23 protein-coding genes are annotated in these 21,980 nt (G+C 45.2%); 15 read left to right on the top strand and 8 right to left on the bottom strand.

Translation table 11 applies throughout. The features are described 5' to 3' along the window. Positions 1-34: 34 nt before the first annotated feature. Both IRJ16_RS21160 and IRJ16_RS21165 read left to right on the top strand, forming a co-directional pair. Positions 35-1,333 (top strand): alpha/beta fold hydrolase, encoded by a 1,299-nt coding sequence (locus IRJ16_RS21160; RefSeq protein ID WP_194113648.1) that lies wholly within the window; start codon positions 35-37, stop codon positions 1,331-1,333. Positions 1,334-1,388: 55 nt separating this feature from the next. Next, positions 1,389-2,315, top strand: a complete 927-nt coding sequence (locus IRJ16_RS21165) for a glycoside hydrolase family 43 protein (protein ID WP_194113649.1) — start codon at positions 1,389-1,391, stop codon at positions 2,313-2,315. Between the two features lie 78 nt (positions 2,316-2,393). Here the strand turns inward: IRJ16_RS21165 and IRJ16_RS21170 are convergent, their stop codons facing one another. Together IRJ16_RS21170 and IRJ16_RS21175 are read right to left on the bottom strand one after the other, a co-directional pair. Then, positions 2,394-2,858: a type 2 periplasmic-binding domain-containing protein gene (locus tag IRJ16_RS21170; RefSeq protein WP_194113650.1), complete on the bottom strand. Its 465-nt coding sequence runs from the start codon at positions 2,856-2,858 to the stop codon at positions 2,394-2,396. A gap of 55 nt (positions 2,859-2,913) precedes the next feature. Further along, positions 2,914-4,854, bottom strand: a complete 1,941-nt coding sequence (locus IRJ16_RS21175; RefSeq protein WP_194113651.1) for a heparinase II/III domain-containing protein — start codon at positions 4,852-4,854, stop codon at positions 2,914-2,916. Between the two features lie 255 nt (positions 4,855-5,109). On the opposite strand from IRJ16_RS21175, the gene IRJ16_RS21180 reads away from it, so the two are divergent. Then, on the top strand, positions 5,110-5,931 hold the full coding sequence (locus IRJ16_RS21180) for a hypothetical protein (protein ID WP_194113652.1): 822 nt from the start codon (positions 5,110-5,112) through the stop codon (positions 5,929-5,931). A 79-nt stretch (positions 5,932-6,010) separates the two neighbouring features. Here IRJ16_RS21180 and IRJ16_RS21185 read toward each other — a convergent pair whose 3' ends face one another. Continuing rightward, positions 6,011-6,961 (bottom strand): aldo/keto reductase, encoded by a 951-nt coding sequence (locus tag IRJ16_RS21185; protein WP_194113653.1) that lies wholly within the window; start codon positions 6,959-6,961, stop codon positions 6,011-6,013. Between the two features lie 421 nt (positions 6,962-7,382). On the opposite strand from IRJ16_RS21185, the gene IRJ16_RS21190 reads away from it, so the two are divergent. Next, positions 7,383-8,312 carry an MBL fold metallo-hydrolase gene (locus IRJ16_RS21190; RefSeq protein ID WP_194113654.1) on the top strand — a complete coding sequence of 310 codons (930 nt, stop codon included), beginning with the start codon at positions 7,383-7,385 and terminating at the stop codon, positions 8,310-8,312. A gap of 49 nt (positions 8,313-8,361) precedes the next feature. Continuing rightward, positions 8,362-9,609, top strand: coding sequence for a cation:proton antiporter (locus tag IRJ16_RS21195; RefSeq protein WP_194113655.1), 1,248 nt, complete (start codon positions 8,362-8,364; stop codon positions 9,607-9,609). Position 9,610: 1 nt separating this feature from the next. Here the strand turns inward: IRJ16_RS21195 and IRJ16_RS21200 are convergent, their stop codons facing one another. Continuing rightward, entirely contained in the window at positions 9,611-10,228 is a 618-nt protein-coding gene (locus tag IRJ16_RS21200; protein WP_194113657.1) for an FMN-binding negative transcriptional regulator, read from the bottom strand. Positions 10,229-10,241: 13 nt separating this feature from the next. Then, the gene (locus IRJ16_RS21205; protein ID WP_194113659.1) at positions 10,242-11,918 is read right to left on the bottom strand and encodes an ArnT family glycosyltransferase; all 1,677 of its coding nucleotides are present in this window, start codon (positions 11,916-11,918) and stop codon (positions 10,242-10,244) included. A gap of 159 nt (positions 11,919-12,077) precedes the next feature. Between IRJ16_RS21205 and IRJ16_RS21210 the strand changes: the two genes are divergently transcribed. From IRJ16_RS21210 to IRJ16_RS21220, 3 genes are all read left to right on the top strand, one after another. After that, the gene (locus tag IRJ16_RS21210) at positions 12,078-12,593 is read left to right on the top strand and encodes a GNAT family N-acetyltransferase (RefSeq protein ID WP_194113661.1); all 516 of its coding nucleotides are present in this window, start codon (positions 12,078-12,080) and stop codon (positions 12,591-12,593) included. A gap of 50 nt (positions 12,594-12,643) precedes the next feature. Continuing rightward, complete coding sequence (locus IRJ16_RS21215) at positions 12,644-13,045, top strand: BLUF domain-containing protein (RefSeq protein ID WP_194113662.1); 402 nt, start codon at positions 12,644-12,646, stop codon at positions 13,043-13,045. 108 nt (positions 13,046-13,153) lie between these two features. Further along, positions 13,154-14,422 carry an alkaline phosphatase family protein gene (locus IRJ16_RS21220; protein ID WP_194113664.1) on the top strand — a complete coding sequence of 423 codons (1,269 nt, stop codon included), beginning with the start codon at positions 13,154-13,156 and terminating at the stop codon, positions 14,420-14,422. Between the two features lie 425 nt (positions 14,423-14,847). On the opposite strand, the gene IRJ16_RS21225 is transcribed toward IRJ16_RS21220, so the two are convergent. Beyond that, positions 14,848-15,555, bottom strand: coding sequence for an SRPBCC family protein (locus tag IRJ16_RS21225; RefSeq protein ID WP_194113666.1), 708 nt, complete (start codon positions 15,553-15,555; stop codon positions 14,848-14,850). A gap of 153 nt (positions 15,556-15,708) precedes the next feature. On the opposite strand from IRJ16_RS21225, the gene IRJ16_RS21230 reads away from it, so the two are divergent. Both IRJ16_RS21230 and IRJ16_RS21235 read left to right on the top strand, forming a co-directional pair. After that, complete coding sequence (locus IRJ16_RS21230; protein WP_194113668.1) at positions 15,709-16,281, top strand: DUF6580 family putative transport protein; 573 nt, start codon at positions 15,709-15,711, stop codon at positions 16,279-16,281. A gap of 76 nt (positions 16,282-16,357) precedes the next feature. Beyond that, positions 16,358-17,059: an SIR2 family NAD-dependent protein deacylase gene (locus IRJ16_RS21235; RefSeq protein WP_194113669.1), complete on the top strand. Its 702-nt coding sequence runs from the start codon at positions 16,358-16,360 to the stop codon at positions 17,057-17,059. On the opposite strand, the gene IRJ16_RS21240 is transcribed toward IRJ16_RS21235, so the two are convergent. Both IRJ16_RS21240 and IRJ16_RS21245 read right to left on the bottom strand, forming a co-directional pair. After that, positions 17,042-17,323, bottom strand: coding sequence for a hypothetical protein (locus IRJ16_RS21240; RefSeq protein ID WP_194113671.1), 282 nt, complete (start codon positions 17,321-17,323; stop codon positions 17,042-17,044). The two genes, IRJ16_RS21235 and IRJ16_RS21240, sit on opposite strands and share 18 nt — an antisense overlap. A gap of 281 nt (positions 17,324-17,604) precedes the next feature. Beyond that, positions 17,605-17,853, bottom strand: a complete 249-nt coding sequence (locus tag IRJ16_RS21245) for a hypothetical protein (RefSeq protein WP_194113673.1) — start codon at positions 17,851-17,853, stop codon at positions 17,605-17,607. A gap of 80 nt (positions 17,854-17,933) precedes the next feature. Between IRJ16_RS21245 and IRJ16_RS21250 the strand changes: the two genes are divergently transcribed. From IRJ16_RS21250 to IRJ16_RS21270, 5 genes are read left to right on the top strand one after another with little or no spacing between them, the layout of a single operon-like run. Beyond that, positions 17,934-18,410 (top strand): GAF domain-containing protein, encoded by a 477-nt coding sequence (locus tag IRJ16_RS21250; RefSeq protein WP_194113674.1) that lies wholly within the window; start codon positions 17,934-17,936, stop codon positions 18,408-18,410. Then, positions 18,411-19,064 carry an alpha/beta hydrolase gene (locus IRJ16_RS21255; protein ID WP_194113675.1) on the top strand — a complete coding sequence of 218 codons (654 nt, stop codon included), beginning with the start codon at positions 18,411-18,413 and terminating at the stop codon, positions 19,062-19,064. It abuts the gene before it with no gap. Then, on the top strand, positions 19,061-19,666 hold the full coding sequence (locus tag IRJ16_RS21260; protein WP_194113676.1) for a DNA-3-methyladenine glycosylase: 606 nt from the start codon (positions 19,061-19,063) through the stop codon (positions 19,664-19,666). Before IRJ16_RS21255 ends, IRJ16_RS21260 begins: the two co-directional genes overlap by 4 nt. A 57-nt stretch (positions 19,667-19,723) precedes the next feature. Continuing rightward, a complete protein-coding gene (gene kynU / locus IRJ16_RS21265; protein WP_194113677.1) occupies positions 19,724-21,010 on the top strand; it encodes a kynureninase in 1,287 nt (428 codons plus the stop codon). A gap of 52 nt (positions 21,011-21,062) precedes the next feature. Further along, positions 21,063-21,965, top strand: a complete 903-nt coding sequence (locus IRJ16_RS21270; RefSeq protein WP_194113678.1) for a histone deacetylase family protein — start codon at positions 21,063-21,065, stop codon at positions 21,963-21,965. The last annotated feature ends 15 nt before the right edge of the window (positions 21,966-21,980 follow it).

A 21,980-nucleotide genomic window follows, 5' to 3' on the forward strand; every position in this document is an offset into this window, starting at 1 on the left:
AACCAAGTCCTTTAATTTCGTTATTTTGTGCTTGATGAAAAAATTGCTATCTCTTTTATTTTTCCTGTTTATCATTAATTTGGCAGCATTTGCGCAGACCGAACCCACCAAATACAAGGCGACCGTAGAAAAATATAAACTTTACCATAACACCAACAAGCCTGATAGTCTGTACAAACTTTTTGGCGGACAAATGGCCGTAGCGCTAACACTGGAGCAGACCAGGCAGCAATTTGGCGGCCTACGTACGCAGTTAGGGAACTTAGTGTCGACGGAGTTTATCAACTACGCTAACTCAGTTGCCAGTTACGAGGCAACTTACGAGAAAGGCCAACTGGCCATGTATATGGAACTTGACGAAGCCGGGAAAATAGTCGGTTTGCGATTAGCCCCATCTACACGTAAACCTGTACAAGCACCGGTAACCCCAACGGTTACCGACCCTGATATGAATGAGACACCGGTATCGGTAAAAGTATCAGCTGGTAATATATCGGGCACTTTAGGCATGCCAAAAACCATACAAGGGAAGGTCCCGGTAGTATTGATCATAGCCGGTTCCGGACCGACCGATCGCAATGGCAACAATCCGGCAGGAGTAAGCGCTAACAGCTACAAAATGCTGGCATCGGCTTTGGCAAAGAATGGCATTGCCAGTTTACGTTATGATAAACGGATGATCGGCCAAAGTGTTAGCGCTACCAAAGAGAAAGATATGCGTTTTGAAGATTACTCAGACGATGCCCGAGAGATCATCAAAACGCTTACTTCCGATGCCCGTTTCAGCAAAGTGATCGTGCTTGGCCACAGCGAAGGTTCTTTATTGGGGATGATAGCCGTGCAGGAGCAGCCTGTAAAAGCATTCATCTCAATAGCCGGGGCAGGGGACAGGATAGACAAAACTTTGATCGATCAATTGAAGGGCCAATCACAATTGGTGCGCGATGGCGCAAAGACCATTATCGATAGCTTACTCAAAGGCAAGACCGTCGATAAGATAGACCCGCAATTGTACTCCTTATTCCGCCCGAGTGTACAGCCGTACATGATATCGTGGATGGCACACGATCCTATCAGAGAGATCAAAAAGTTAAAAATGCCCGTGCTGATCGTACAAGGCACTACAGATATACAAGTGGGAACTGCCGATGCCGAAAAGTTGAAGAAGGCTAAAAGCGACGCGCAACTGCTGATCATTGCGGGTATGAACCATGTTTTAAAAGATGCGCCTGCCAAACGGGGAGCCAACTTTGCTACTTACGCCAACCCAGATCTGCCCATCAAACCCGAGCTGGTAAACGGAATTGTTACGTTCATAAACAAGCTGAAATAAGCTAATGGTTTGCGCTGATCCAAATTTTAACTAATTTCCCGCTGAAATATAAATTATGAAAAAACTGCTCAGCATTGCCGCCGTGCTTTTCTCGCTAAGTGCATCGGCCCAAAAAAATCCTATCATCGAGGGTTGGTACGCCGATCCGGAAGGTATCAAATACGGTAACACTTATTGGGTGTACCCCACCTTTTCGGATAAGTACGAAAAACAGGTTTTCTTCGACGCCTTTTCGTCAAAGGACCTGAAGACCTGGACCAAACACCCGCGCATTTTAGATACTGCCGCTGTTAAATGGGCTAAAAAAGCAATGTGGGCACCTGCCGTATTAAAAAAAGGCAGTAAATATTACATCTTCTTCGGTGCTAACGATGTGCATAAGGGCGAAGTTGGTGGTATCGGCGTAGCCGTAGCTAACAAACCGGAAGGCCCATATAAAGACTTGATAGGTAAACCACTGATCAACGATATTGAGAATGGTGCGCAACCTATCGACCAGTTCGTTTTTAAAGATAAAGACGGTACTTATTACATGTACTACGGCGGTTGGGGCCACTGTAACATCGTGAAACTGAAAGACGATTTCACCGGTTTGCAGCCATTCCCTGACGGTACCATGTACAAAGAAATAACCCCTAAAGGTTATGTGGAAGGCCCTTACATGTTCATCCGCAACGGTAAATACTACTTTATGTGGAGCGAAGGCGGCTGGACAGGTCCGGATTACAAAGTTGCTTATGCTATCGCTGATTCGCCGTTCGGTCCATTCCAACGCCTGGAGACTGTTTTACAGCAAGATCCGGAGATCGCTAAAGGTGCCGGTCACCACTCGGTGATCCACTCTGCTAAGGATGATAAGTACTATATTGTTTATCACCGCCGCCCTTTAACAGAGCGCGCTGCCAACAACCGCGTTACCTGTATCGACGAAATGAAATTTGATGATAAGGGATTTATCCTTCCGGTTAAAATGACCAAATAAATTTCATATAATGCTATAAAAGGAAAGGCCATCTGGATAACAGATGGCCTTTCCTTTTATATGATGTCTGGTGTGGGTTTACTTTTTGTAGTTAACGCGGTAGGTTATATGCTTCATTCTGTTGTAGATGTAGATGTTTTCGTCTTTGCCTTCAGTTAAACAAAGCCCCTTGACTGTTGATGATATATTCAGTTTGCTATCAACAGTCGTATTTTGATCAACAGGTCTAAATGTCAACGATAGCAGATCTCGCTCTTTCTGCACAATTGAGAACGTGCCATTTTTGTAACGCGCCGGTAATTGATTTCCAGAGTATTTGAGCGAATGCGTTTCGGCCACGCCGATTTGCGACGACACTGACTTACCCACAATATCATCCGACGGAACTACCGAAATTTCAAATCCTTCCGGGACTTTAACATCTGAAATGGGGGAGACCTGGTCGGGCGCATAGAACGCTTCGCGTGCCATGGGGGCAATGATCAGCAATGCGGCAGTAGCTAACATTGGGAGGAATGAGGTGAGCAGGTTCTTGTTTTTCATTGGTTTTGCAGGGCTTTTCTTCAGGTGAAAAACAGCCTTGCATATCCAATGCTGTTTAACGGTGTATTACGTACTTTACAACTTTTATGTTTGTAACGATCTTGTTGGATAGCGTTATACGGTAAATGTCTTTACGATGCCAGTTGCTTTTTATACCCTCATCTTCGGGGGTAGTTAGGTTTACTTTTTCTTGCTTTGCGTCGAAAAAAGATGCGTCATAATCCATTGTGACGGTCTTTCCATTAGGTAAGCCGAATAAAAGTTTGCCGGGTACCGATATATCGGTGGGGCAGATGGTCATTATAAATTGGTCGAATTGTTTTACGGGATATTGGCTTTTAAAGTTATCTGTAATTTCAATTTTTCCATTCTTGTTCGCGGCTACTTTTCTTTGCAAAATATCGACGCCGGTGGCAGGGTAGGCCTGCCCGATATCCATCGTTAGAGATGCTGTAGCTTTGGTCTGATCATATTTAACATTGGCGGCGGTGAACTTTTTACCATTATTTTGTTGCCTGCCATTGATCAGAGGTACATTATGGTAAGCCGACGTGTTGAACCAAAGATCATACCGTTGCTTGCCAAAAGTGCGCGCGGTATACGTTCCCGAACCGACATCCATAATTACAGGATATCCGTCGGCGTAAACCATAAAGTCGCCTACATCATTATGATTATGGCTCTCTCCGTTATGCCCGGCATGTGCCGCAACAAACAAACCGTTGTTAGTGCGGGATATCATCATTTCAATATCGCCGAACCAGGCGTCAGGCACATCTGTAAACTGATCGTTGTTGGCCTTGACCTCCTCTGCTGTAAAGAAATTGTATAGCTGCCGGGTGCGTTGAAATGGTCCGTTACTTACCGAGTTGTGTTGTAAATTATGGAACGACCAACTACCGAAAGCCTTCATCCGAGCATCCGCAATAGCTTTACCATAACGGTAGATCATCACACCATCGGGCACTATCTCGGGGTGGGCATCGGCCACAGGGATGAAATGTGCGCCTGCAATATGCACTTTGTATATATACGATGCCATTTTTTGCGTAAATGGTTCTTTATAGATGCTTACCTTACCGCCTGTCGCGTCATCTAAGATATTCAATACATCAAACACTGCCGCACCTGCCGCGAACCAGTAACCCGGTCCTTCGTCGCACCCGCCGTCCTCTCCAAGGCCATTCATATATTGGTCGGTGATCTTGATAGCCCTGTTGACGATGTCGGCACGTTTGGCCTCGTCGTTTTCTAAAAGCAGACCTGCGGCAAGGTAGTTGGCCATGATCCAGGGGGCCCAGTTGTTTAGCACGGCGTTGGGGTTACCACCACCCATCCAGCTGTATTTGGCAGCTCGCATAGGGGTGAGGATGCGCCGGTCGGTCTCGTACCGTATGCGTGGGCGGATCAGTTTAGATATCTTTTCCAGCTTTGGCCCAACAAAATAGTCCGTCCATGCCATAATGGCCGCAGTTTCCGCGGCGAAGAGGTCAACCGTTGGTTCCTCCACATCAGGCAATCCCGGCCCGGCCTTTTGATACCCCATATGGGCGTTGATGCCCCAAAAACTTTCCTCGCAGACGGACCATATCCCGTCAACAATATGGTCGGTAAAACGGCCTTTATCCTCAACGGTCTCTGCTAACACCATGTCAAATAACTGCTGACGTTTGGCGAAGGACAACGCCTCGTAATGGCTTCTGTTTCCGGTACGGACAAACTCCAGCGCCACGGTAGCGGGGATATTATTAAAAGGCTTGTTTAGCGATGCTTCTCCGTTTTTAATGATAGCATTGATCAGGCTATCCGGCAGTTTTTCCCGCCAATCCGCAGCTTTTTGCGGGAACGGTTTCCATCGGCTTTGCGGGATCAAGGCCGTAGATACCTGATCCCCTGCGGCATTCTGCAGTAAGTTGCGCGGTGTTATCTGCGCATGGGCTTGCTGACCAATAATTAGCAAAAAGACCATGGAGGATAAAAGTGATGTTAATTTCATGAGCAGGGTTTATATGGAGGGCTTTTATAAATATCTTAAAAAAAGATCAAAATTTTGCTTAGATCATATTTGAAATAATTTTATGCTGATAAATAAGCCAAATTGGAAATTTTAAGAAATTATATATTGAATATATTGTAACATGCAGAATATAGTTTTATGAAATTTAGATGAAACGGAATGTGTAGTATGTTTTGATTAAACCATTGCCATCGGTCATCGTCTATCAGTGTATAAAACAAAAACGTACAGACGATGAAAAAGCTAATTATACTTTCGGCGATGGTGATAGGTGGTTTAAGCTTTAACAATAAGGCTAACGCCCAGGTAGGCATCCGAGTAAATGTGAACTTGGGTAGTGGCAGGGTATATGTTCCGGCTCCTCCTCCTCCGCAACCGGTGATCATTAACGAGCCTGTTTATGATGATTATTATTACCTGCCCGAGGTTGAGGCATACTATAGAGTGGGCGAACGTTGCTATTATTATAACGATGGTGGCCGTTGGATAACCGCCGCTTACTTACCAGGCTATTACCGCAATTATGACTGGAGGACGGCGAGAAGATATGTGGTTCACGCTAATCGGCCTTACTTACGTCACGATGCTTACCGTGGCAGGTTTGGTGGTTATGTTAACAGGGAAGATTTTTATGCAAGGGCTTACCCTAACAGAGGCCGTGAACAATATAGCGACCGCGGCCGTCAGCAATATGATGATCGTTATAACAACGATCGTGGTAGGGGCCAAGGGAATTATGGCCAGCCAAACAGAGGTAACGACCGTAACGATCAGCCCGGAAGGAATCAAGGCAGCTATGGCCAGCCTAACAGGGGCGGCGACCGCTACGAACAACCTAACCGCAACCAAGGCGGTTATGGCCAGTCTGATAGGGGCCGTGGCGGGGACGATAGGCAAGATCGCGGACGTGACAATGATAGAAGAGAGAACAGCAACGGTAATGGCCAGCCAGCCCGTAATATGGGACAAGGCGGCAGCTATGGCGACCATTTTGCGGCCAACAGAGCAGGTGGGGCACAGGACAGAGGAGGTTTTGGCCGCCCGGTACGCCAATAAAATTACCACCCCTAATATATATAGTAAAGGCCGCCCCGAACAGGGGACGGCCTTTCATTTTTTTAAGCGTTTATACAGATCAGTAACTACTTGCTTCGGTAAGCAGCGTAACGGCTTCGTCGCTCAAATTTAGTTCGGTGGCTTTTACCAGGTCCTGTAGCTGTGCTAAACTGGTAGCGCTGGCAATAGGGGCGGTAATGCTCGGCCGGGCGATCAGCCAGGCCAAAGCTACACTGGCTTGCGAGGTGTTGTACTGATCGGCTACCTTATCTAATGCATCCAATATGCGGACTCCCCGGTCATTTAAATATTTGCCCATTACCCCGCCGCGTTTGCTTTTACCAAAATCGGCTTCGGAGCGGTATTTCCCCGTCAGGAAACCGCTGGCTAACGAATAGAAGGGAACTACGCCTAAGCCTTGGTCCAAGCAAAGATGCTCAAGATTGGTCTCGTAGTCTTCGCGTGCGTAAAGGTTGTATTCGGGTTGCAGGGTTTGATAGGTAGCCAGGCTTTTGCTTGCGCCAACTTGTAAGGCTTCGGCAAGGCGGTCGGCAGTGTAGTTTGATGCGCCGATCACTCTAACCTTGCCTTCTGTGATCAGTTGGCTGTAGGCTTCAAGGGTTTCTTCAAATGATGTTTCTTTGTCGTCATCATGCGATTGGTAAAGGTCTATATAGTCTGTCCGTAACCTGCATAACGATGCTTCAACCGCTTGTTTAATGTATCTGGCAGATAAACCCTTTTTTCCTTCGCCCATCTCTTTGCCAACCTTGGTAGCCAGTACGATCTGGTCGCGCTTACCCGAGGCTTTCAGCCAGTTGCCAATGATGGTCTCAGATTCGCCGCCGCTGTTGCCTTGTACCCAGCGCGAGTAAACATCAGCTGTGTCAATAAAATTCAGCCCGGCATCGATAAAGGCGTCCAGTATTTTAAAAGAGGTGGCTTGATCTATCGTCCAACCGAAAACGTTACCGCCAAACATGAGCGGACTTACATTGATGCTTGTTTTTCCTAATTGTCTTTTATTCATGGGGTAGATATATTATTGTCTTAATGCTTCAACTTGTTCGGCCAATTTATCGGCCCAGCCCGAAAATACGGCTCGGTACCGGTCACGCGGTGCCAGTGGCCCTCGGTATCTTTGGTAATGACCAGGTGCAAGGTCTCGTCTAACGAGCGGAACTCAAAGCGGGCACACCCTCGTAGATCGTTTTGTAGGCCACACCCTCCACTGGGCTGTCAGACCCGGTTAGGGTCACTTCAAATAGTGTATCCATACCAGATGTTTTAATAGGTAACAGCAATTTTAAGCAATGTGTTTAAGCTGATCCATCACGGCAATGTTAATTAATGGGCGATCGTGGATAAATCCCCTACTCCTAAACCGCTTATACCAAAACCATTAGCCAAGGCTGACGTTAGTTAACATTAAATTAATAAAATTTAACAAGATGAAATATTTTCAGGTTGCGCAGGGTGTTTGGGGGATGAAGTTGCTGTTTGTAAATGTGTACATCATCGCCAATCGTAAAAGCTTGAATAAAGGCTGGATACTGGTAGATAGTGGGCCGCAAGGGTCGGCAGGTAAAATAGCTGCCATGGCTGAAGCCATATTTGGCAAAGGCACCAAGCCTGCCGCAATTCTTTTAACTCATGGTCATTCCGACCATTCTGGGTCAGTGAAAGAGTTGGTGAGGAGATGGAACGTACCAGTTTACGCGCACGAACTGGAGTTGCCATACCTGACCGGTCGCTCGCAATATCCGCCACCTGATCCAAGCGTAGGAAATGGTTTGATGAGCCTGATGTCTGTGTTCTTTAACCGCAAACCGGTTGATCTCGGCAATATGATCCGGCCGATAGCTATGGAACAAGGCCTCGCCGAATTGCCCGAATGGAAAGTGATCCCAACGCCGGGCCATTCACCAGGACATGTGTCGCTATTTTTTGGTCTGAACAGGACATTGATCGCGGGCGATGCTTTGGCCACAACTAAGGCTGAATCCGCTGTGGCGCTATTCGGAGGGTTAAAAAAACTATCCGGTCCGCCCATGTACATGACCCCTGATTGGGATGCCGCAAAAGCGTCGGTACAAACACTGACTGACCTGGAACCACGCATAATTGCCGCCGGACACGGCCCGGTGATGCGCGGCCGCGAGGTAACCGAAGCCATCGTCGAACTTAACTGTGATTTTGATGAGGTAGCCATCCCCAAAAGCGGACGCTATGCTGATAAACCTGCCGAGGCTAATGAGGAGGGTGTGCAATATGTACCACCATTTGCTATCAGCAACCAGTTCAAGGTTGCCGGTTTAGTGATAGGTTTAGTTGCGGGATACCTTTTGGCAAGGCAGATAAACAGATATGATAAAACTTAATGCCTATATTATTGCTTATAAAGTATTGTGATATTTAGCCCAACCCCCTATGGACATTTTTTTTATCATCGCATTACTGGTCATAGTAAGCACCTTTTATTCGTATTTAAATGCCCGTTTTATAAAATTGCCCGGTACTATAGGTATTATGTCTCTGGCTATAGTTGGATCCATAATGATCTTGCTGGTAGATTATTTTAACCCCAGCGCGGCCAAATACTTGACGCTGTTAGCCAAAAACATCAATTTTCCCCGGGCAATGCTCAATATTATGTTGGGCTTTTTGCTATTTGCCGGAGCATTTAATCTTAACGTTAAAAAACTGAAGAAGGAAATGCGCCCGGTAATGCTGCTCAGCACGCTGGGGGTTCTTATATCCACGGCGGTATTTGGTACTTTGTTCTATTATATCGCTCCGCTGTTCCATATTTATGTACCCTTTATATATTGCCTGCTCTTTGGGGCGTTGGTATCGCCAACAGATCCTGTAGCAGTGGCAGCTATCGTAAAACGTTCTAATCTTCCGCCGCATTTATCAACCATAATTACGGGCGAATCACTATTTAATGATGGTATCGGTCTGGTGCTTTTTATTACGCTGTTAGAGATCACTGAGTCAGGCGTTAATGATATCGACTTTGCCAAAGCAGGGTTGCTGTTTGTTCAGGAAGTTTTTGGCGGTATCGCAATGGGTTTGGTATTCGGGTTTTTGGCTAACCGCTTAATGCGGTCGATACAGGATTTTCAAACTATTGTGTTGGTATCGCTGTCGTTGGTGATGAGTATATCTTGGGTGGGTACTACTTTACATTTATCTGTTCCGTTGGCGGTAGTTTCAGCCGGGTTACTGGCCGGTAACCGGTCGATCAACTTAGAAGAAGGCGAACGATCTCATCAAGCCTTAGAGCGTTTTTGGGAACTGATAGACGAATTGCTCAACACCATCCTATTCGTGCTCATCGGTATCCAAATGATCAATTTCCCTTTCATTAATAACTATTGGATAACCGGAAGCGTCGCCATCGTATTCATACTTGCCGCGAGATGGGTGAGCATTACCCTGCCGCTGACGTTCTTAAAACGGTCGCTCAATATCAATTATGGGAGCGTAAAAGTGCTCACCTGGGCGGGACTGCGCGGCGGGATATCTATCGCCTTAGCGCTATCGTTACCAAGCACCAAATACCGCGAACTGATCTTAGCCGGAACTTATTTTATCGTGATCTTCTCGGTGATCGTTCAGGGTTTGAGTCTGAATAAGGTGATCAATTCGATATATAAAAAAGATGATGCTTAAGCTATTGGTGGCCTTTCAGGTCGGTCATATACCGGGCAATATCCTGTTCGGCCGTGCCCTTACTTGTGTTTAAGTTATCGATGATGTTGTCGCGCTCAACTTCTGAGCGATTTTGGCTGAGTTTGTATTTAGCTTGCAGGTCGGTAACCTTTATCTCGAAAGCTACGATACCATTGATCATTTTTAATTTATAGTCCATCGGTAATCCGCCCCACTGTTGCAGATAAGCTTGGTCGTAAGATGTTATCATTTGTCCCAGGCTAAATAGCTGGGCATCAATATTTGCAACGATGGTCGCGTTGCCGTAGGCATGCACCGCGATATAGTTCCAAGTAGGCACATTCAGCTCACGCTCGTAATTGGACGGCGAAATATATGCATGCGGCTCACCAAATACCACCAATGGTTTGGCATCAGCAATATGCTGTGCCTGCGGATTTGCTTTTGCAAAATGCGATGACAGGATGATGTTACCGTCGCGTTCATCGATAGTGAATGGCAGGTTTGTAGCTTCGGGATAGTTATCTTTTGCGGTCACCAAGGTGGCAAAACTATAACGGCGCATAAACGCGATAGCTTCAGCTTTGTCTTCGGACCGGAAATGTTTGGGGATATACATGATGGCGAGATGATCAGGGTTTCCTTATCAAATAAACTTTCTCTAAAGTTTGGCTGCGGGTTTGGTGGTTAACAAAGGCCGGCAAAAGGTTCTCCTGCGGATAATCTATAAATTCGGCAATAATGCGGTAGCCGAACTTGTGCTGATCAAAATAGTTAATAGCTTCCTGGTCTGCGTAGAAAACAGCATTTTTTTCGGTAGGCGTTCGCTGATAATTCTGGAACTGGACGTATTTAACAGGGCGATCTACATAGAACTGGAAGCCGTTATTTAAACTCTTTAAACTGTACACAACCTGGTTAGCGGGGATAGCCCTGTTCACCTCCTCGGCCGCTTTAGGCTGGCCCTTATGGTCGACTAAAATAGGGTAGAAGGTAGTATTGAGATAGAACGCTACAAAAAGCATCACCATACAGCTAAGCATGAATACTTTCAGTTGCGACGCTATCTTTTTATTGCTTAGTATAAAGTAACCTCCAACCACCAGTAAGATCAGGTCGATGTTCATCAACAGGCTGCTGTTAGGCTTCAGAAAGAAATGGATAACGAAGATCACCAGCGGGAATGCTACGATATAAACCTGCTGCGCTACCCGCCTGAAAACCTGCTCACCTTTGATGCTTAAGTTCTCGTTACAGAAGTTAGCCACCGGTATAGCGAATAGCGGGAAGATGATATTGGTGTAGAACGGTAACTGGAACGATGAGATCGAGAAAAGTAACAGCAACACCATACTACCGCTAAATGCATAATATTCGGGCTGTTTAACGCCTTTTATCATACGCTTAACGGTCCGACCGGTCGCGTAATAAAATATCAGGCACCAGGGGGCCAGTGCCCAGAGTAGGGTATGTACAAAAAAGAATGGGTCGCCGCTGGGGCGGGTGATGGGGCCGTCGTTATTAAAACGACCAAATTGGCTATCGTATAAAAACCATTTAATGCCTGATACGCCGGTCTTTTCAAACACGACTTTCTCAGGATGCAGGTCGAATTGTACATACAGGGCATAGACCTCGGGCAGGGTAAATATGATGGTCAGGATGATCAGTGCTAACCATTTTAAACGGAATACCTCTCTGAATTGGCGGGTCAAAAGCAGATGTCCTCCTAACGCTGCTCCGATCGGTATGACCACGAATATCCCCTTGGTCATGATGGCGAAGGCCGTTAAGAGTGCGCAAAGCAGCAGATCTACAAGGTTAAAGCGTTCTTGCAGTTTGGCGATGTGATAGATAGCCCCGGTAATAAAGGCCATCAGGTAAGGCTCGGCCCGTACATCGGTGTTGGACATGATGATATGCAACGATGTACTTACGATCAGCATGGCCATAATGCCCACTCGTTCGCTGTAATATTTTTTGGCGAACATCCAAGTGTACAACATGCTCAGCAGGTAGCAAATAATGGCCGGAAGCTTATACGACCATGTACTGATGCCGAATAGCTTAAAGCTAACAGCAATGGCCCAGAACGGAAAATGGGGCTTATCCAACCAATCTACACTGTAAGAATACAGATCCCAAATAGTGTTGTGGTATATCAGTTGTTTGGCTATTGAGCCATATAGAGCCGGGTCGTCAGAGAAAAATCGCAGGTTGATGGTAGCGAAATTGACCACCAGTGCCGTAAAAAACAATATCCATAGTACCCTGTTGGTTTGCGTGGTATCGGCAGATGGTCGCGTCATGTATATAGCTATTGGCTCTGAATTTTTATGTGTTGAAACTGCAATATTACTAAATAAAAAACTTGACTTTTAAACCCTGTAAATTATAGGTGGACTTATTAGGGACTTCATACACTAAGTGTTTGCAGTTTAGTTAATAACCACTACGTTTGAAGCAACATGCCTGTTACTATTGCAACCCCTATTAATGTTACGGCGTTAACTATTATTGTAAACACAGCCTACCGCGGCGAAAGCTCACAACGCGGTTGGACCAGCGAAGCACATCTGTTATCGGGCAGCCGGATAGATGAAACTACGATGGCAGGCTATTTTACGGACCCTAACGTAACGATCCTGAAACATACTGACAATGAGGACAGTATAACGGGTTGTGTGTATCTGGAAGCTAAACAAAATAAACTTTATTTAGGTATGTTGTCTGTACATCCCGACCTGCAGGACGGGGGTATAGGCCGACAATTGTTAGCAGCAGCTGATGAATTTGCGACACTTCATCAGTTGCCGGTAATTGCGATCACTGTAATATCGACACGAACAGAATTGATCGAATGGTATGAGCGAAGGGGATTTGTACGTACCGGCGGGGAATTGCCATTCCACGCGGGCGAAAAATTTGGCAAACCCCATCAGCCTATTGTATTAATTGAAATGGAAAAACGTTTGAAGGGATGAGCAGCCCCAACGAGCGTGATTATTTGTAAACCGATAAACAAACTAAGATCTTGGAATATTTGATCTACATAAGCACCGCCAAGCACCTGCTTAGCGATGACGAACTGGTGGAAATATATACAGTAAGTCGAGAGAAGAACCAGCTGCGCAACATCACGGGCGTATTATTGTACGCTCAGGGCACCTTTATACAATTAATTGAAGGACCGGAAGAGGCGGTTGCGGTAGTATTTACCGCTATCAGTAAAGATGACCGCCACAAAAATATCATCAAGCTCGCGCACGAACCCTCAGAAGAACGCGCATTCCCCGACTGGACGATGGGTTTTAAAACCCTCAACCCTGATGAGATGAAAGAATTGGAAGGTTACTTTGACCCGTCCGACCGTAAATTTGACGGGCATGATCATCCGGGTATAGCCATCATCAAAACTTTTGTAGATAGCCATTAGTAAGCGTATTCTTTTTTGCAGTGAAAGGGAGCGTATATCTAATAGTTAATGTTACATAAATTTCACATCCGTTATTTGCAAGATGCATTATCTTAGCGGTGAAGTGATATGACGAAACTTGTAACTACCATTTTTTTCTGCTTATTAACTGTTTTTAGTTATGGGCAAGACACTATCCAGCAGATAAATACCACACGGATCAATAGCAAAGATCAGCAAAAGAAGCCCTATGTGATCCTGATATCGGCAGACGGTTTTAGGTACGATTATGCCGAAATGTATAAGGCGACACATTTATTAGCACTGGCTAAACAAGGCGTAACAGCCGAGGCGCTGATCCCATCGTATCCTTCGATCACTTTTCCTAATCATTACAGCATCGTTACGGGGATGTACCCTGCACATCACGGTTTGGTTGGGAATGGGTTTTACGACAAAAAGGTCGGTAGGTCATATTACTATAAAGGCCCAACCACTACCGAAGCTGTTTGGTATGGAGGCACACCTTTATGGGTATTGGCTGAGCAGCAGCAAATGCTTACTGCAAGTTTTTATTGGGTAGCTTCAGAAGCACCCATCCAAGGGATATTGCCTACTTATTATTATCATTACAATGAAAAGATGGCTATTGCCGACAGGATCCAAAAGATAAAAAATTGGTTATTGTTATCTGATGAAAAAAGACCCCATCTCATCACCGTTTATTTTCCGGAGGTAGACAAGACCGGCCACAAACAAGGCCCGGATGCGCCGGAAACTGAAAGATCCGTCCGGCTTATAGATTCCGCGGTTTACGAAATGACCAAGGCAGTTAAGTCTACCGGGCTGAACGTAAACTTCATATTCTTGTCCGATCATGGAATGACAAATGTTTCTCATAATATCGCCATTGAATTGCCTGCGATCGATACGGCAAAATTTATAACCGCTTTTGAGAATTCAATAATTAACATTTATGCCAAGTCTGCATCAAAAGGAGATATTGGTGCTCTTTATAATGCACTCAAACAGGGTGCATACAACTATAAAGTGTTTCTAAGATCCGCCGTTCCGGAAAGTCTCAGATATGATACAAAAAACGACCGGTACGGGCGTGTTGGCGATATAGTACTGATGCCCGATCATCCATATGTATTTCTTCCTAAAAGTAAGAAAGTAGATCCCGGCGCTCACGGTTATGATCCTGATAAGGTGAAAGATATGCACGCCACCTTTATGGCTTGGGGACCAAATATTAAAAAAGGCCTGACCATTCCAACTTTCAGGAATGTGAACGTTTATCCCATCGTAACTAAAATATTAGGCTTAAAGCAGACCGCCAAGATAGACGGGGCGGACGAAGTGGCTAAGAAGATCGTAAGCCCCCCAGCCCCCTAAAGGGCAATGTCATTACATCAAGAGAACCTTTTTAGGTTTGAGTTTGTAGCGTCATAAAAACAGACGATGAGCTGCACCATAGGTACTGAACCTAAGTTGGGCACCTGCGACGCGCATTGGTTTACATGCATTTAAATTATTTTACGAGCAAAAATGATCTGTAACTAAGAACGTCTATATAAAATCCAATTTTTGTAAGTAATTGATTGCCAAATATTTACAAAAATTGGATCCTAAAAAATGTTAACCTTTGTAAACTTTCGCCCGTTGTTTGTGTCCCCACAAACGACCGGTCGCGAGGGTAGCTATAGTCGCCTGTGGGGACACAGGCGACGTGGCGGATAGTCTTTTATTTCTTAACCTAATGACATTGCCCTAAAAGGGGAGCTTTGTTGAATTGTATATCATTTGCATCAATACCCCCTTTAGGGGGCTTCTTCAATCACCGCTGCAATATCCATGTAGCGTTTAAAATTTTGGATATCGTCTTCGATCATTTTTGTGAACAGCGGATTAAATATTTTGGCGACCCCGGCACCCAGAGCCCCGGCGGGTGGTTGATAGGTCAGTGTAACATGCACCAGGGTTTGATCAGGCTCGCTGGTATCTATAAACCTGACAATACCCGATGTATCGATAACGCTGTCTGATAATGAGGACCACTCAATCAGTTCGCCGGGGATGTCTTCTAATATCGAGGCATCCCAATAGATATCAGCTACATCTATAGGTAATTTTAATGACCAATATGAGCGCGAGTCGTTCATTACCTCTACACTTTTCAGGTGACTCATAAATAAGGGCAGATTACTCAAGTCCCGCCAAAACGCGTAAACTTCTTCGCGTGGTTTATCAACGATAACTGAGGTGTTAATGTTCACGGATACCGGTTCCAGCGAGGTTTTGCCGGCCATATCATACAGTTCGCAATGGCCGGTAATACCCCTGCCTAATAGGTAACCACCTGCGCCTATCTTTAAGATACTGCTCCCCGGGTTTTTGAATAGATTCTTAAACCCCCATAAACCTATCTGTACCCCGGCCACCACCGAGATAACACGCTCGGGCCATTTTAAATTGATATGCTTAACAACTGATATTGTCTGATCTGTTGGTAGAATTAATGTTTCCATAGTAAATTAAGAACCAAGCAGACGATGCAAAGTTTTATGAATTAAGCCATAAGTTAATATTGATGCTTGATAACAAGCTTTTTGCCGTGGTTTTATGCGCCGTTTTTATATCCGGCAATTAATTGATAGTTTTGTTCTTTGTTAAAAATATCCATGTCGACACAGAAGATAAATACCCGTACCATCGTACTTATTGCAATGATCGTTGCTTTGATCCCGTTCCGTCTGGTCACTTTCAAATATCCAGAGTTAAGTAATTTTACGCCATTTGGTGCGATAGCTTTATTTGGCGGCGCTTACTTTACCGATAAATGGAAAGCCTTTTTGGTGGTATTTGCGGGTCTGTTCGTAAGCGATATCGTGGTGAACTATTTGTACACTAACAAATGGGTGATCTTCCATAGCGTATCTGTTGCGGTATATCTGCCGTTCTTATTGATGGTGGCTGTGGGGATGTTCATTAAAAAAGTGAACTTTGTGACCGTAGGTACAGCGTCGCTGGTTTCGGTACTGATCCATTGGCTGATCGCTAATCACCCTATATTTTACGGTACTTACTACACGCACGATATGGCAGGCTACATGAAGTCATTGACCTTAGCTATCCCGTTCGAACGTAATATGCTATTGGCCGACCTGATTTACGGCTCGGTATTGTTTGGCGGATTTGAATTTGCCAAGAGCAGATACACCGTGTTGCGTACTCGTGGCGAGTTAGCTATTTAAGATATCAACATAAAATTATAGAAAAGCGTCCGTTAGCTAACGGACGCTTTTTTTATGCCCTATCTTTACCCGTATCATGAAAAGGATAGTAGTATTGACCGGCGCCGGGATAAGCGCGGAGAGCGGCTTAAAAACCTTCAGGGATAGCGATGGCCTGTGGGAGGGTTACAATATTGAGGACGTGGCCACTCCGCAAGCCTGGGCGCGTAACCCTGCAATGGTGCAGCAATTCTATAACGAACGCCGTAAGTCGGTTTTAGAAGCCAAACCCAATGCAGCCCATTTAGCTTTGGCTGGATTAGAAAAAGCTTATGATGTAACTATCGTTACCCAAAATATCGACGACCTGCACGAGCGCGCTGGGTCTACGAATGTGCTGCACTTACATGGCGTGATCACTCGCTCACAGTCGAGCCTTGACCCGACCTTGACCTACCCGATAGACGGCTGGGAAATAAAAATGGGTGACAAATGCGAATTAGGTTCGCAACTTCGTGCCCACGTAGTATGGTTTGGCGAGGATGTACCTATGATCAGCAAAGCCGCGCAGATCTGTCAAAAGGCGGATATCTTTATTCTGGTAGGGTCATCATTGGCAGTGTATCCAGCAGCGGGATTGGTAAATTATGTTCGGCCGGAAGTGCCAAAATACATCGTCGACCCGGTGATACCGGATATGCAAGGCGGCAGGCATTTTACTAAGATAGAGGAAAGGGCGAGCGTGGGCGTGCCGAAGTTGGTGAGGGAGTTAATAGAAAACTCAATTAAAAGCCATTGATAACACAATAGCCATTATCAAACCATTACCAGCTAAACCAGCAATATGGATCATCATATTCTCGACCGTAACTGGACGGAAACGCATAATATCTATAAAGGCGATAAACCCGCCGATTAAAAGCGCAAAGCCACTTGTTATAAATGGAATAGGGGCGGTGTGCGTGCCAGTAAAGCCAGCCTTTATCCCGAAACCGATAGATGCTATAATACACCCTCCGTATAGTAAAGAAAGTATTATCTCTCGCGGTGAAAAATCATTCATAAGGTTTTTCAGTTAATGGTGTTAAGTATTTGACTTTGCTAGAATCTTGATAATTACGGGCAAACCTCCCACTTATTTGGCTAAAAAAACGACCAAATATAGTTTTGTTAATTATCATAACATTCAGTATGTCAATCTAAAATAACGAAATCTTGAAAATTAACTTGATATAAACAGAAATTAACCTTTAAGATGTTGGTTAAATATATGTCAGAATGCCAAATTAAATTCTGTTTTCGATATACATGCCTTATAAGTAGCTGTTGTTTAGGTAATTGTCGTTAATAGTTATACCTGAAATAAGCATCTTTGTAATCTTTGCTCATCTGCTTAAAACGTTCACTTACGGAGGCTAAAAATGGTTCGTCCAATAGCTCGAAGACGCTATTCACTCCGTCGGTCAGATCCATCTCGGGCACTTTAAAGGTTTGTTCGTATACCCCCTTCTCCATCTTCACAATAAACTTTTGGTTCATGCTCATGATGGTGATCTTCATATCGGGGTGCGGTAGTTCGGCAATAACTCTCATGTTGGTATGCTGTTGTCAATTAAATTGTCAAATATGATCATTCATGGCGTAGAATGGGCAGGCATTTGTAAATTTGACCTATGGCAGAAGACTTAAGCATCAGCATATCCACAGATAAAGAAGAACAATATCGTTCCCTCCTCCCGCAAATTGAAGCATTACTCTATGGCGAGACCGACCTGGTAGCCAATTTAGCCAACGTTTGCGCGGCGCTAAAAGAGCAATTTAAATGGTTTTGGGTTGGCTTTTACCTGGTGAAGAACAGCGAGTTGGTTTTAGGGCCTTTCCAGGGACCTGTAGCTTGTACCCGCATCGACAAAGGTAAAGGCGTGTGCGGGGCGGCATGGGAGCAGGCTCAAACACTTATCGTTCCTGATGTGGAAGCTTTCCCGGGGCATATCGCTTGTAGTTCATTGTCAAAGTCAGAGATAGTTGTGCCTTTATTCGGCGACCTTGGTGTGATCGGCGTGTTGGATGTCGATGCTGAAGAACTAAATCAGTTCGACGAGTTCGACGCGAAATACCTGGAGCAGATCGTAAAACTGATCAACTTCTAAATGCGCCGTATCTTTTTTATTCCTGGTCTGGGTGCGGACAAACGTATCTATCGCCACATCAAAGCCGGTACCGATGCGGATGAATTGGTCTATATCGATTGGATAGAACCCGAGCGCATAGATACTTTAACAAGCTATGCGCAAAAGCTTATCCAGCAATATAATATCACCCAAAATTCTATCGTTATCGGCAATTCCTTAGGTGGCATGTTGGCGGTTGAGATTGCCAATCAAATACGTTTGGATAAGGTTATCTTACTGTCGAGTATCAAGACCATTGATGAAGCCCCGTTCTATTTCAAATTGTTCAGGACCCTGCCCGTTCATAAACTGATCCCGGGTAAATTGTTCTCAAAAATGGGCGCGTTGATATCGCCGATATTTGGTAAGATGTATTCTGTAGATGCTTTCCTATTCAATAGCATGTTGCAAAATACCTCCCCGGTATTTTTAAAATGGGCCATGGGTGCGGCCTTGCATTGGCAAAACAAAACCATCCCGGCAAACCTTTATCACATCACGGGCGATAAAGATCATGTTTTCAATTACCGTAAGATCAAGTCGCCGACAGTGATCCCGGGCGGTACGCACATCATGATATTTGACCGTGCCGAAGAGATAAACGTGATCTTAGCTGATATTTTAAAAGATTGAAACTGCCCGAAGCATATTACCAAAGTGACGATGTGGTCGGCCTCGCGAAGGACCTGATCGGTAAATACCTGTTCACCCGGTTCGATGGGATGGTCACAGGCGGATACATCGTCGAAACGGAAGCATACGCTGGTGTGATCGATAAAGCCTCGCACGCTTTCGGAGGCCGTAACACGCCGCGTACCAGCACCATGTATCTAAATGGCGGCGTCGCCTACGTCTATCTTTGCTACGGTATTCATGAAATGCTGAACATTGTGACCTCAGTAGAAGGCCAACCGCATGCAATATTGATCAGGGCGATCAACCCGACCCTTGGACTGGATGTTATGCAAGCAAGACGCAACATGGCGGTAATTAAACCCAATATCACCATGGGGCCCGGATCTGTAGCTAAGGCTTTAGGTATATCCCGTAAAGTAAACGCTATCAGTTTAAAAAGTGATATTTTATGGTTAGAGGATAAGGGTCTTGTGATATCTGAAAGCGATATTATTGCCGCCCCGCGTGTGGGTGTAGATTATGCCGGGGACGATGCGTTATTGCCTTATCGTTTCTATGTAAAAGGCAATCCTTACGTAAGCAAGCCCCGCAAACCATAGCAACAATTTAACAATACCATAATTTCCTGTTACCTTTGAAGAAACAAGATCAGACTTATGATATTTAAGAATGACCTGCAATTTTCCCGCTCTTTAGATGAGCAGGACCCGCTCAAAAATATGCGCGATGCGTTCATCATCCCGCAGCATAACGGTACCGATGCTATTTACCTTTGCGGTAATTCTCTCGGCCTGCAACCCAAAGCTGTACAAACCGAAGTAGCCAAACAACTAAGCGCCTGGGCCACCAAAGGGGTAGAGGGCTGGTTTGATGGCGTCGAGCCATGGCTCGACTATCAGCAAAGCCTGAAAGGAACGCTGGAAGATATCCTTGGGGCCGGAGCTCACGAGATCAGTATCATGAATTCACTTACAGTAAATCTTCATTTACTGATGGTAAGTTTCTATCAACCAACAAATAAACGATATAAAATATTAATGGAAGGCGGCGCTTTTCCGTCTGATCAGTATGCCGTAGAAAGTCAGGTGCGTTATCACGGACTGGAGCCTGATGATACAATTATCGAGGTGTTCCCTCGTGAGGGAGAATATACTTTACACACCGAAGATATCATCCAGGCTATCAATGATCATGCGGACGAATTATCTTTGGTGTTGTTTTCAGGCATTAACTATTACACTGGTCAATTTTTTGATATCAAAGCTATTACAGAGGCCGCCCATGCGGTTGGTGTTTGTGCTGGTTTTGATCTTGCCCATGCCGCAGGTAACGTACCTTTGAAGCTGCACGAGTGGAAGGCCGACTTTGCTTGCTGGTGTTCTTACAAATATCTCAACTCAGGCCCGGGTGGTATCAGCGGCATTTTTGTTCACGAGAAACACCATAGCGATATCACTTTAGACCGCTTTGCCGGCTGGTGGGGCAATCGTCGCTCCACCCAGTTTAAAATGGAAAAAGGTTTCGACCCTGAAGCCGGCGCCGATGGTTGGCAGGTAAGCACCGCGCCGATTCTGCTTATGGCGGCTCATAAAGCCGCTCTAAGCGCTCATGGCTCGGCGGGCGGCATAGGCAAGCTTCGTCAGAAAAGCTTGCGCTTGACGGGTTATTTTGAGTTCCTGATCAATAGTGTAAATACTGGAATTGGTGAAGAGCTATTTAAGATCATCACCCCAACAGATCCTGAGCATCGCGGAGCGCAACTTTCTATCATTTGTCAGCAAAACGGCAAGGCGATATTCGACTATCTGACAGAACATGGCGTGATTGGCGATTGGAGAGAGCCTGACGTGATCAGATTAAGCGCTGTGCCATTGTACAATACTTTTACTGAAGTTTATCTTACAGGTCAGCTATTAGCTGAAGCCGCAAAGAAATTCAATTAATGACAGCGAAGCGCAATGACTCAATGACAGGCGCAGCCAATTATTGCGAAGCATGCTGAAAATCGCGTACGACCCTATCTACGCTCATCCGCTGCCGGAGGGGCATCGTTTCCCGATGTTGAAGTACGAATTGATACCGGGGCAATTATTGCATGAGGGCGTCATCACGCAAGAGAACTTGTTCTCGCCTGATGAATTGGATGATGAAACTATCCTGTTAACGCACGATGCTACCTACTATAGAGAGTTAACTGAACTGACATTGTCGCCTAAAGAACAACGCCGTATAGGTTTTCCATTGACCGCAAAATTAGTAAAGCGCGAGCGGAGGATCGCTAAAGGGACGATAGACGGCTGTAAATTTGCAAGGCAGTACGGAATAGCCTTTAACGTGGCCGGTGGTACCCATCATGCCGGTACAAATTGGGGCGAAGGTTTTTGTATGTTAAATGATCAGGCTGTCGCGGCTAATTGGCTACTGAAGAATGAACCTGAACTTTCGATACTCATCGTTGATCTGGATGTGCATCAGGGGAACGGTACTGCACAAATATTTGAGCATGACTCGAGGGGGTTCACCTTTTCCATGCATGGGGCTAATAATTTCCCCTATCGAAAAGAACGGTCGGATCTCGATATCCCTTTAGAGGATGGCACAACAGGAGATAAGTTCCTGAGCATTCTTTCCGAAACGCTTTCCAAACTGATCGCGCAACAAAAGCCCGACTTTATCTTCTACCTATCAGGTGTTGATGTGTTGGCCACGGATAAATTAGGCAAACTATCTTTAACGCTTGATGAATGTAAAGAGCGCGACCATATCGTCTTTCAACAATGCTTCAAAAACAACATCCCGGTGCAGGTAAGTATGGGCGGAGGTTATTCGCCAAATATTAAAGATATTGTTGATGCGCATTGCAATACCTTTCGGTTAGCCAATGAGTTATACTTCTAAATGTAAATTGATATT

Source organism: Mucilaginibacter myungsuensis, assembly GCF_015222005.1.
In the GTDB taxonomy this organism is placed as follows: Bacteria; Bacteroidota; Bacteroidia; order Sphingobacteriales; family Sphingobacteriaceae; genus Mucilaginibacter; species Mucilaginibacter myungsuensis.